General features: G+C 60.2%; 8 protein-coding genes and 2 pseudogenes. 5 read left to right on the top strand and 5 right to left on the bottom strand.

Features of this window, described 5'->3' with window-relative positions:
* Positions 1-16 precede the first annotated feature (16 nt).
* Complete coding sequence (locus G372_RS14170) at positions 17-640, top strand: hypothetical protein (RefSeq protein ID WP_155998825.1); 624 nt, start codon at positions 17-19, stop codon at positions 638-640.
* Between the two features lie 540 nt (positions 641-1180).
* On the opposite strand, the gene G372_RS14300 is transcribed toward G372_RS14170, so the two are convergent.
* The 4 genes and pseudogenes from G372_RS14300 to G372_RS14440 form a co-directional block, all read right to left on the bottom strand.
* On the bottom strand, positions 1181-1330 hold the full coding sequence (locus G372_RS14300; protein WP_019624288.1) for a hypothetical protein: 150 nt from the start codon (positions 1328-1330) through the stop codon (positions 1181-1183).
* A gap of 161 nt (positions 1331-1491) precedes the next feature.
* Positions 1492-2055: a hypothetical protein gene (locus G372_RS0104570; protein ID WP_019624289.1), complete on the bottom strand. Its 564-nt coding sequence runs from the start codon at positions 2053-2055 to the stop codon at positions 1492-1494.
* Positions 2052-3047, bottom strand: a complete 996-nt coding sequence (locus G372_RS0104575) for a hypothetical protein (RefSeq protein ID WP_019624290.1) — start codon at positions 3045-3047, stop codon at positions 2052-2054. The genes G372_RS0104570 and G372_RS0104575 overlap by 4 nt, the downstream gene beginning before the upstream one ends.
* Positions 3048-3546: 499 nt before the next feature.
* Positions 3547-3648 (bottom strand): annotated as a pseudogene (locus tag G372_RS14440) (type II toxin-antitoxin system RelE/ParE family toxin); the annotation flags it as partial.
* 191 nt (positions 3649-3839) lie between these two features.
* Here G372_RS14440 and G372_RS0104580 point away from each other — a divergent pair.
* From G372_RS0104580 to G372_RS0104605, 4 genes are all read left to right on the top strand, one after another.
* Positions 3840-4847 (top strand): restriction endonuclease, encoded by a 1008-nt coding sequence (locus tag G372_RS0104580; protein WP_019624291.1) that lies wholly within the window; start codon positions 3840-3842, stop codon positions 4845-4847.
* Between the two features lie 647 nt (positions 4848-5494).
* Entirely contained in the window at positions 5495-6310 is an 816-nt protein-coding gene (locus G372_RS13815) for a TonB C-terminal domain-containing protein (protein WP_081621276.1), read from the top strand.
* A gap of 408 nt (positions 6311-6718) precedes the next feature.
* Positions 6719-7990: a 3'-5' exonuclease gene (locus G372_RS0104600; RefSeq protein WP_019624295.1), complete on the top strand. Its 1272-nt coding sequence runs from the start codon at positions 6719-6721 to the stop codon at positions 7988-7990.
* Between the two features lie 473 nt (positions 7991-8463).
* The gene (locus G372_RS0104605) at positions 8464-10425 is read left to right on the top strand and encodes an HD domain-containing phosphohydrolase (RefSeq protein ID WP_019624296.1); all 1962 of its coding nucleotides are present in this window, start codon (positions 8464-8466) and stop codon (positions 10423-10425) included.
* Positions 10426-11074: 649 nt separating this feature from the next.
* Here the strand turns inward: G372_RS0104605 and G372_RS13820 are convergent.
* Positions 11075-11284, bottom strand: a pseudogene (locus tag G372_RS13820) (DUF4172 domain-containing protein); the annotation flags it as partial.

An 11284-nucleotide genomic window follows, 5' to 3' on the forward strand; every position in this document is an offset into this window, starting at 1 on the left:
GTGAATCGGAGGCGTCGTGGAAGAAAGCATATTAGTGGCTGTATTCTTGTTTGCCGTATTAGTTTTCTACGTCCCATTTTTGCTCATTGTAACGAAAGGCCTTGTTGCTAAGAATGGAAGGCGGCAGTTCTTCCGATCTATAAAAAACATCCTTCATCGAGAACCCGACGATTCAAGGGCTATTGAACAAATTTCGATCATTTACAGACAAGTATCGGGCAGCAATCAGGAATTCTCAAAGCGATACCGAACTCCGATCGATATATGCGAAGATCTCCTAACTCGTGTGACCGGCTATACGCCTTTTATTTTCAATCTGCATTATTCCCTAAGTTTTACTGAAGAGGAAATAAGCCGATTGGCAAGCATCATTAAATCAATTGAAAATGATCTTCCATTCGTGGCTCTATCGCCAAAGCATGGAAACCAGCTCGAGATGTTAAAGCTAGCTTATGACTCCAATGATTCAGAGATGGGGTTCAATGGCTTAAAGCAGCTAGCAAAGGACATCAAGTTCCTAGAGTCGACAATTGAAACCAAAGATAAGAAGAACCGGGCCTCAATTGCAGTCTCTGTGATTGGTGTAATTCTTACCATCGCATTTGGCGGAGTTTCACTATTTCAAATATATACAAATTGATCAATCCTCTAACATTAGGTACGGCAGATAACGGAGTCGGATCACGTCAACTCTCTGTAGTCTGGCCGGCATCGACCTGGCGTTAGACGACCGCGTGCCGCAGCCCCTCCTCGCGGTTGGTGCGCCGCTGTTCTATGTCGGGACAGGCGCTGTTCGCGCTCGGCGAACTCGGTGGGGAGGGTCGGGGGAAAGCGCTGGCAGCGGCATGGGCGGGCTGGCGCTGCTTGGGCGGGCTGGCGCTGCTGCGGGCCGGGCGTGTGTTGAGTAGGCACAGACACCTCCTGGTGGTGGACACTGAACTCGGTAGCGGCCGTGGGCCCACGCCGGCGGGCTTCCTCGCCAAGGAATTCGATGCCAAAAAAATGGAATGACGTTGTCCGCTTCCGCAGCGCCGGAGCGTTCTACCAACCACTCGCGGAACCGCTGGAAGAACGCGGAAAACACCTACCCCCCGAACCAGAGGAAATCTGCGTCGCTGAACGCCGCCGACACCTTCTTGACCCGCCCCCGGTGGACCCAGCCGGAAAAGTCAGGTTGCACCTAGCGCGGACGTGCGGCAAGCAGCAACGCGGGGTCGCTGTATTCGACCGCTTCGACCCCACCATAGACCGGGCCATCGGTGCGCGGATGGCTCAGCACAATCGGGGCCTCGTGGAGCGCCGGATCATACACCCGGGCGATTTCTTCCACGTCGGACTCGGAAAAGGTCAGGTCGCCGCCGCTGCTCGCCGTGTGCTGTCCGGCCCGTCAGATCGGGATACGCTTCAAGGCGGAGCCTCCGCTCTTCGTTCCGATGAGCGCAGACTAGAAGGCGCCCTACGGGCCGCGGGCGATGAAGGGGTTCAGAGGGGTTACTGCATGCGGCCGTCAATTACCCGCTGCTTGTCATCGGGCAAGGGTTGATCATTCGCTTCCCGCAGTCTGCCCAGAAAGGCTTCCTTGTCCTTCTGCTGTTCGGCCTTTTCGCACAGCCTGCGTTGGGCGTTACTCACCTGTGCCAGCCAGACAAGCATGGACACGACGAAAAACAGGATCAAGACACCGGCCGCCGGCGGGAATGCTGCCCAGTATGGCTGCAGTACCTCAGGCGAGGCGGGCCCCACGACCGGCAAAGCGAGCATGAGCAACAGAAACGTAATTGCGACCGCAAAGATGCCAGCCAAGCGGATCCGAAGGCGGTGGACCACCGAAACCCGCCGAACCTTTTCTCTCCAGCCCATCTTCACGTCTTCTGCCACGAGGTGCTGGAGATGGGTAAGCAACAAGGTCACCACCCCCCCTGCGATCGCGGTTCCCGCCGAACCGCCCCAACGGGCATGAAGAAAGATGTCGTCATGCAGCTCATACGGTATCCAACACGCCCCCGCAAAGAGGGGCGCGAAAAATAAGACCGCTGCCGACAAGGCCCATTTCATACAGTTATCGATCCATCCTCAATCTTTTGCTCAAGCCATTCCTTCATAGAGTGGAACAGCTTGTTCCTGAGGGGTACCCCTTTTTCGCATTCTATGTGCCGCTTCTCGGTCAGATACAGTGTCTCACCCTGGATCTTGCCCTGCTTGGTGTCCACAACCACATCCTCCATGTGGCTATGTCTTAGGTGCGTGGTTAGTGCCGTAATGGTGTTCTCGGCGGGATTACCAGGCCTCGTTGAACCACCCTTGCGCTTGACAGTGATCTGGACCTCCAGATTGTCTGCCCCCTCTAGGTCGTCGACCCCGAGGCCGTCCAATCCGCCACTGCTGAAGATCGCCTCAAGAACCTCCTTGCCCATGTCCGTCAAAACAAATCGAGTGCGAAGGTTACCCTTGTGGGTTGGACTGTCAGGCGCTGGTGTCTGTTCCCGCCGCATAAGCGGTGCGCCGATTTGCACCGAGCGCACTCCGCTCATCTGTGTCTTGGCGGTTACGCTCAACTCCCGTTTTAGGACGATGACCTCGCCGTCTTCCAGCTTGTTAGCACATTCGAATAGTAGCCAGTTGAGGTGCCCTTCCAGATCCCGGTCCCGAAGCGCGAGCGATTGGACAACCACCATGTGGTTGTCGATAACCATGAAGTAGACGACTCCCTCGATAAATTCCCGCGCTTCCCCGGCGGAGGTCTTAGGCGCCCTGATCTGCTCTGTAGGCAGCTCCTCCAGATCCTCGTTCACGGTAACCGTCTGCTTGTTCTGCCCCAAAGCGTAGAGGATCATTTCACCAAAGAGGGCGTTACCGTCCTTGGCCTTGTGGTTGACACAGCGCCGGACTTGCTCGTCTGGATCGTCTCCCGTAACGGACTCGGCGCGCTGCTTAATGGTCTTGTATTCGTGATACAACACCGGCCTAAGCAGTTGCTCCAATGTCCTCCCGTTACTCAGGCCTTCCACGTAGCGATATTGAAAAGTCTTGGGTTTGCGCTCCGGCATATGTTCTCCCTGTCCTGTGGAAACGAATCATAGTAAAGAGGACACCCATCTTCTTCCAATGTAGCCACAGAAGGATCGGCGCCTCGCGGTCGGGAGGCACACAATAAGGATTAAAGGCATGACGGGGTCGGACCACGGTAACGCATTGTAGAAAATGGACTTTCGGGCGCTCAAAGGCGATTTGTGAGCCTTAGACCAGGGATTTCGCCCCCGAAATGGGGCCTTCACGCACTCTGGACAATCCCAGCTGTCCACTTCCCCGGATTAGGTCCACGCATAACTAGAGGCCACGATAACGGGGGCGGACCACGGCAACCAGAAAAACGGGGACAGATTTATTTTTCCGCGGCCAAAGCGTCATCCCGGCCAGAGCGAGGCGGAGAATCGAGATCTCTGACGCTAACGCCTACCCCGCCGGCCGAGATCCCGGATAACCGCTTTGCGGTTTCCGGGATGGCGCTCAAACGCCACGAACCGTGAGCGGAGGTCTGGTGGCGGCCTAGTTCTTGTTCGACGCTCCACCAGGCAGGTGCAGCAGGCGTTCGCTTCGCCAGACGCGGACAACCCTCACCCGACCGGAATCACGCCGGTACACGATGCGAGAATGACGGGGTCGGACCACGGTAACCATCTGTATTGCAGACGATTACCGTCCCCTGAAGGCTTGTTCAACGCCTTAAAGCGCCCATTTCGACGCTGAAATCGGCCGCCGGGGGCGCCGGGCGGAGATCGTGTAAGGCGACGACGGAGAGGCTGCCATACTGAACCGGATCAAGATGTTGAACAGGGGGCATGATGGCTGAAGTGAATATGTGGATGGTGCGTGCGGGCCAGGGAGGGCGGCAGGCCGATGAGTTTCGAGAAAAGGCGCATGTCGGGATTGGTTGGGAAGAGATAGGCGATCTTTCCGCCTTCGCGGACAAGGCATCGCTGGTACAAGAATACCGCTCACGCTTTCCGGACTGGCCCGACGGCCGACGCCTGAGCGCGGCGAGCCAGCTGATCCGTTTTCGGGACGAGATGGCCGCGGGAGACCGGGTACTCACGTACGACTCCAGTCGCCGGATCTATCACGTGGGCACGATTACGGGGGAGTACCGGCACGACACGGCAGTGCTGCCGCCCTGCGAAAACGTGCGCGCCGTAGAGTGGCAGGCGGAGCTGGATCGGGACCGTTTGTCGCTCGCTGCGCGGAATTCTCTCGGGTCTACCCTCACGCTGTTCCGGCTCTCGGATGCCGTCAGGCAGGAGATCGAAGCCCTGGTGAGCGGGCAAGCGACCGCACCGGTTCCCGCAGAGGAACAGGATGACGGCGAGGACGAGGAAGCCCTGCTGAAACGCTACCGCGAAGAGGCGGTGGAGATCATCAAGGATCGAGTGAGCCGTCTGGATGCCTGGGAAATGCAGAGCCTGGTGGCCGGCCTGCTACGTGCGATGGGCTACAAGACGCGAGAGTCTTCACCGGGGCCGGATCGGGGCGTGGACGTGATCGCCTCCCCCGATGGGTTCGGATTCGAGTCGCCGCGCATCGTGGTCGAGGTGAAACACCGTCCGCATACAACCATGGGCGCGCAGGAGGTGCGCAGCTTCCTGGGCGGACGCCACGGCGACGACAAGGGCCTTTACGTGAGTACCGGCGGCTTCACCAAAGAAGCCCGGTACGAGGCGGATCGGGCGAAGATCCCGCTAATGTTGATGGACCTCAACGGCCTGGTCACCGCCCTGATGGAACACTACGACCACGCCGATTCAGAAACCCGCGCGCTGGTCCCGCTGACCCGCCTGTTCTGGCCCGCGTAGTTTGAGGGAAGGCGGTCATGTAGGACTGTAAGGGACAAGACAAGGAGCCTGAGATGGGACTTTACGATCGCGACTACATGTACGAGAAAAGGACGCCACCGAACAAGAAGGGCGCAAGCAATCGAACCAGCCCTAAGCATGGCTTTGATTCCAACACCAGGGCGTCTCAGACACCACGCCCAACGACGTCCAGCCCTACCCCGGACACTCCGGACTGGAAGACGGTAATTCTTTGGGTTTCGATCACCACGAACATCATTTTGCTGCTTGCCTTGTTCATCCTCCACACCGGTTAGTCACGCCGAGCTTCGCGGACCCGGGGCAGACCTTCCCTTTGGCCCATAAAGCACTGAACAAAAGCGAACAAGGGCTAACCCCTACGTGCTGCCAGGCCTGGTCTGGCATATCGCTGCCACCGCCAGCAGTTTCTGCTCAACTTCTAGCGCGACCGTGCCAACTGGCGTCGATGGCTGCTTGAGGCCCGGAAGCCTGCAGGCTTTGCGTCCTCGCAGAGCAAGGGTCCAGATCTGCCCCCCCTGCCCCCACAGATCAGTGCGTTGCAGGGGCTAGAGTGCACGCATAGGCTGGCTGCACATAGACTGAAGGACCTGCCAGGTGAAGGCCTGCGGAGAGGAAAGGTGATTTCCATGGGTGTCGAGCGTTTGTCGTCGATCTTTTTCGTTCTCACTATGCTGCTGATAACCGCTGGCGCACCGGCTATGGCTGCGCTACCGCAGGGGGCATGGCTTGACCTCTTGGAGCTCCGAGCCGACCAGGCCATGGACGCCGGTGATTACGCAGAGGTGATGCACGTCCTGGAACTGTACCGCCGAGCGGATGGGGAGCCTGGAATCAAGCTGAGGGCGCAGGAAATCGTTGCCAAGGCTCGACATTCCGGCGATCCCGGTTCGGCCTTCGTCCCCTTGGGCGAGTTAATTGCTGAAGCAGGACCGCAGCACCCATTCTACCGCTCGGCGCTAGAGCTATATGCAGAACTGGAGCGGGAGGCTCCTCACCCACATTACCGGCCCCCCGCTCATGAACAAGCGGAACGCAAGGCAGGGGAACAACTTCGGCCGGAGCGCAGACTGGACACGCAACGTCGGAGCGAGGCGCTGGCACGCGAGCGTGAACGCTTGGAAAAGGCGCAAGCCCGTCGCGATACCGCCGAGCGCCAAGCGCAACAAGACCGGCAAATGAACGAATGGGCTGCCCAAGTACAAGCCGTTGTTCTACGTCGCTGGCGACAGCCTTCGGGGCTAGACCCGTCGAGCCGTTCGATTGTGCTCGTACGTACGAATGAGTCCGGGCACATCACCAATTTCGATATCGAGAGCTGTTCGGGCGGCTCAGTCTTCTGCGAATCGGTGTGGGAAACCATGGACCGCTTGTCCTCGTTACCGCGCCCGCCGGATGCGGATGCCGTTCGCGATGGGGTCCGAATCCGCTTCGAGCCTAACTGAGAGCGAGAAAGAGGACACCCACCTTCTTTCAGGCGCCACGCCGTCATCCCGGCCGAAGCGAAGTGGAGAGCCGGGATCTCTGAAGTCCGCTCCTGCTCCAACGGCCGAGATCGCGGATAACCGCTGCGTGGAGTCCGGGATGACCATGCGTGGCGTCGGAGTCAGGCGCTGCGGCTTGTCAGGAGCTCCGGGGCAGACCTCGCTATTTGCCCTTGGTCAGCTATGGAGGCAGGCAGCAAGGTCTGGCCCTCTGGCCTCTGGCATGCGGACCCTCTGGCACGATTAGGCATGGGGCACACAGTGCTCCCAATCCGAATGCCTTGAATACTGGGCCACCACCGGGTCTTATTGTGTCCGAGGGGAGACGTTAAGCCAGCCCCGCAAGGTCACCAGCAACGGAGCGCCATCATGTATGTCGTAATAGACACGGAGACTACCGGCCTTAGTCCGCGTCATGACCGAATTATCGAGTTTGCGGCGATCGGACTGGATGACACGGGCGCCATCGAGTGGGAATGGTGCTCGTTGATCAACCCAGAACAGGCGGGCACCGGAAACGGGCTGGCAGTCCAGGTTCATCAAATCTACCCCCGAGACGTTGCCGAGGCCCCGACGTTTGCCGATTTGGCCGGCCACCTCTCACGAATGCTATCCGGACGGGCACTCGTCGGCCACAACGTCCGCTTTGACCTCGGAATGCTTGCCGCCGAGTTTAAGCGACTCCAGCAAGATGTCCCCGAGGTGCCACAGATCTGCACCTCAACCCTCGCTCGGCAGCTTGGATTTCGCCCCTATGGACTCAAGGATTGCTGTGACGCGCTGGACATCGACCTCGACGGCATGCACCACGCCCTCGCCGACGCTCGCGCCACAGCCCGACTTGCCCAGCGACTGGTGGACTTCTCCAGCGAGACGATGCGGCGTGAAATCACGAACTGCACGCGCGGTCTTGAACCTTGGCCGAACGTGCCTGTTGTTACCGAAACTGCAGTGACACGACGCATTCCGCCCGTTCGCGGACGTGCCATGGCTAAACCCATCCCGCCAGAAAGTATGGGTAGAGAAACACAGTCCACAGAGAGCGAGGACGCACTTTCCGCGATCGAAACCTTCTCCGTAGATGCTGACGCTGTCGAATCGCAGTATTTGTCCGCTGTCGAACGGGTTCTTGAAGACCGCGAAATCTCTCCCGAGCAGAGGCAGGCCTTAGCTGATCTCCGAACCGACCTCAATCTCAGCGACGAGCAGGTCCGCAATGTGCACATGACTTTCATTCGCGGCCTAGCGGGCAGCATGTGGGCTGACGGTGTTTTATCGAACCATGAGAAGTTCGACCTCGAGCTCGTGGGCGAACTCCTCAACCTCAACCTTGAGGACATCGAGTACGCTCGCGATCACCCCCTCGAGCTCGACCTGACGAACGAAGATTGCATGCTCCAGGAAAGCAACGCCGTCGTCTTTACCGGGGATATGTCTATGCCACGGTCAGCCTGGAAGGCACGCGCCCAAGCAGCCGGCTTACGTGTCACAGGATCCGTTTCGAGGAAAACAGATTATCTGGTCGTCCCATTTGGTGAGACCGGATCGACCAAGTCGCGAAAAGCGCGCGACCTGGGGGTGCGCGTCGTGAGCGAACAACGATTCCGTCGGATGATCACCCGGCTGGAACGTCAATCCTAGGAGGCATGGTTTCGGACCACGGTAACCAGGCCGGGGCGGACCTCCGTACCTGTTTGTCTTTATTGCTTTTTGTGAATCTGAAGGGGCGATTCCCCTCCCAGTGGCGAGAAAGAGGACACCCATCTTCTTCCTGGGACCACACGGTCATTCCGGCCAGAGCGAAGCGCAGTGCCGGGATCTCTGGCGTCCCCTCCTGCCCGGGCGCCCGAGATCCCGGATATCCGCAGCGCGGTTTCCGGCATGACGATGCGTGGCGGCGGGGTCGGGCCTTGCGGTGTGGGGCTGGGCGCAGGGGTTGGACGTTGCTTCTTGCCTGCCTTGCTGGCCAGGGCCAAAAGGCAAGGTCTGGCCCTCTTGTTGTTGCACGCTGGTCGTTACAGCAGATCAGCTCCAGGCGCGACAGACTGCTAGGATGGCTTTTTCTTGACGATGCCGGCTCAAGAAGAGCCGGATTTGTGGCAAGGATCGCGAGCATGCCGAACACGTATTTCGAAAGGACCGTGGATTTCACTCGGCTGCTTTTCGAATGCCCCAGGATCGAACAGGCCCACCAGCAGTGGCTCCAGGCGCTGGACGCCATTCCGGATCCCATCCTGCTGCACGACAGCGACGGGCGGATCCTGCGCGTCAATCAGGCCTATGCCGAAAAGGCGGGCGCTTCTTATGACGCGTTGATCGGCGCACCGTACTGGCACTTCTTTCCGCAGCAGGCGGGTCCCCTGCCGGAGTGCCAGGCGATCGCCGACGGGGCGGATTACCGCAGCCGGGAACTCCACCTGGGCTCGGGGGAGTCCTACCAGCTCTTTGCCTACGCCGTGCGGGATCCTGAAGGCGACCAGCGCTTCGGTTTCAACCTCTTCCGCGATATCACCGACGAGGTGCGGCATCGACAACAACGGCAGGAGCAGGAGGCGTTCTTTACCACCCTGGCGGAGACCGCCCGCGACGCCGTCATGGTCATGGATCCGGAAGGCAAGGTGGCGTACTGGAACCGGGCAGCTGTGCAGGTTTTTGGATATTCCTCCGAGGAGGTGCTGGGCAGGCCCCTGCATCCGCTCATTGTCGCACCGCACTACCAGGGGAAATACGAGGCAGGCCTGGGCCGCTTTGCGGAAACCGGGGACGGACCCGTGGTCGGGGAGACCCTGGAACTGGAGGCCCGGCACAAGGACGGAACAGTCTTCCTGGTGGAACTGTCGGTTTCGGCGGTTCAGTTCGAGGGCGGCTGGCACGCCCTCGGGATCCTGCGGGATATTACCCTACGCAAGACCCGCGAACGCCGGCTTACGCGAACGACCGAGTACCTGCGAGCCCTGATCCAGGCTCATTCCGCGCTAGTGACTGCCACAGAAGAGGGCCAGTTATTCCAGGATGTCTGCCAGGCCCTGGCCGATGCCCGGGAGTACCCCCTGGTCTGGGTAGGAATGGCTCGGAAAGAGGCCGGCCACCCGGTGGAAGTAGTGGGATCGGCAGGCACGCGCACGGATTATCTGGAAACCATCGTGGTGACCTGGGGTAGTCGCGAGCAAACGGGTCAGGGCCCCACCGGCCGGGCCATCCGGGAGGGCAAGCCCCAAATGACCCGCAACATCGCCACCGACCCCAGCTTTACCCCCTGGCGGGAGCCGGCCAGGGAACGCGGATTCGCGTCTTCCATCGCCCTGCCTCTCCAGATCGATGGCGAGGCCATTGGGGCCCTCAACGTGTATGCCACCGAGCCCGAGGCCTTTGACGATGAAGAGCAGTCTCTGCTGGCAGGACTGGCAAAGGACCTCGCTCGCGGCCTCGAGGCCCTGCGTACACAAAAGGAGCGCGACGAGAGCCAGACAGCTCTGCAGGAGGCCCTGGTCGATACGGTCGAAGCGATCGCGCGTCTCGTGGACAAGCGCGACCCCTACACGGCCGGCCACCAGAAGCGCGTGGCCGAACTGAGCCAGGCGATCGGCCGCAAGCTCGGATTGCCCGAGGACCGGGTCAAGGGCCTCTACCTGGCCGGCCTGATCCACGACCTGGGCAAGATCAGCATCCCGGCCGAGATTCTGAGCCGCCCGGGTACGCTGTCACCCAAGGAGTTCGAGCTCATCAAGGACCATGCCCGGGCCGGCTACGACATCATCCGGGATATCGCCTTCCCGTGGCCGGTGGCGGACGCCGTCCTTCAACACCACGAGCGATTGGATGGCTCCGGCTACCCCGACGGCCTGAGCGGTGACGAGATCCTTCTCGAGGGCCAGATCCTTGCCGTGGCGGATGTGGTGGAGGCCGTGTGTTCACACCGCCCCTACCGACCGGCCTTCGGCATCGAGGCAGCCCTGGAAGTCATCGAGAAGGGACGCGGGATTCAGTTCGGTCCCGATATCGTGGATGCCTGTCTGGCACTGTTTCGGGAAGACGGTTTCCTGTGGGGGGATGCCGAAGCAAGGTTGGCGCCCTGAGTTCCGTTCTGCAGGCTCAACGGAAGGCGCAGGCGCTACCAGGGTCGGGCCTTCCCCTCCTCCCGGCGCGAACGCCGCGTCGGACAGAGAAAGAGGACACCCATCTTCTTCCAGGCGCCACACCGTCATCCCGGCCGGAGCGAAGTGAAGAGCCGGGATCTCTGACGTCCGCTCCTGGGCCAAGAAAGACGGGGTCGGACCAAGGTAACCCACTGTAGGAAGGCGACTTCCAGCCTCTCAAGGCCGGTTTCTGAGCCTTAAACGAGGATTTTTTGCCGGCGAAATGGGGTCTTTGGGCGCCTCGGGCGCGCACACGCGCCATTCGCTCAAGATTGAGATGGTCTCCCGCAGGGACCCGGCGAGCGTGTTTGCGGTCAGGCCTTGCCTTTTGGCTCAAGGCATGGGTGTCCAGGAGACCTCGCGGACTTCGGGTCAGACCTTGCCTTTGGCCCCCGCATCAAGGGAGAGGCAAAAGGCAAGGTCTGACCCCATGACTCCTCAGTTCGTAGCCCGCGAGGTTGTGGCGCACGTGGTTCAGGTGCCCTGAATAAAGGTAACAGCCGGGTTCCTGCGGATGCCTGAGCGCACGGCGCATGCACGGGGCTTGCCCCCTACCGCATTCCTTGTCGACCTGGTGCGACGAGACGGGTCATCCGAGCGTGTCCGGCAAGGCGTAACTCGTGCTGCGTCCACCGCCCGGGTTCTTCTTTAATGCGCCTCGAGCCACCAAGTCCGCAATGTCGCGCTGCGCCGTATCCTGCGAGCACTTGGCCATCCGGGCCCAACGTGAAGAGGTCATCCCACCTTCGAATCCGTCCAGCAGGCGATTGAGAACCTTGATCTGTCGGGCATTGAGCGG

The organism is Thioalkalivibrio thiocyanoxidans ARh2 (assembly GCF_000385215.1).
Taxonomy (GTDB): domain Bacteria; phylum Pseudomonadota; class Gammaproteobacteria; order Ectothiorhodospirales; family Ectothiorhodospiraceae; genus Thioalkalivibrio; species Thioalkalivibrio thiocyanoxidans.

Excerpts from the sequence above, each read along its gene's own strand:
- G372_RS13815 (WP_081621276.1), top strand. The coding sequence starts at position 5,495 with ATGGGTGTCGAGCGTTTGTCGTCGATCTTTTTCGTTCTCACTATGCTG.
- G372_RS0104600 (WP_019624295.1), top strand. The coding sequence starts at position 6,719 with ATGTATGTCGTAATAGACACGGAGACTACCGGCCTTAGTCCGCGTCAT.
- G372_RS0104575 (WP_019624290.1), bottom strand. The coding sequence starts at position 3,047 with ATGCCGGAGCGCAAACCCAAGACTTTTCAATATCGCTACGTGGAAGGC.
- G372_RS0104570 (WP_019624289.1), bottom strand. The coding sequence starts at position 2,055 with ATGAAATGGGCCTTGTCGGCAGCGGTCTTATTTTTCGCGCCCCTCTTT.
- G372_RS0104605 (WP_019624296.1), top strand. The coding sequence starts at position 8,464 with ATGCCGAACACGTATTTCGAAAGGACCGTGGATTTCACTCGGCTGCTT.
- G372_RS0104580 (WP_019624291.1), top strand. The coding sequence starts at position 3,840 with ATGATGGCTGAAGTGAATATGTGGATGGTGCGTGCGGGCCAGGGAGGG.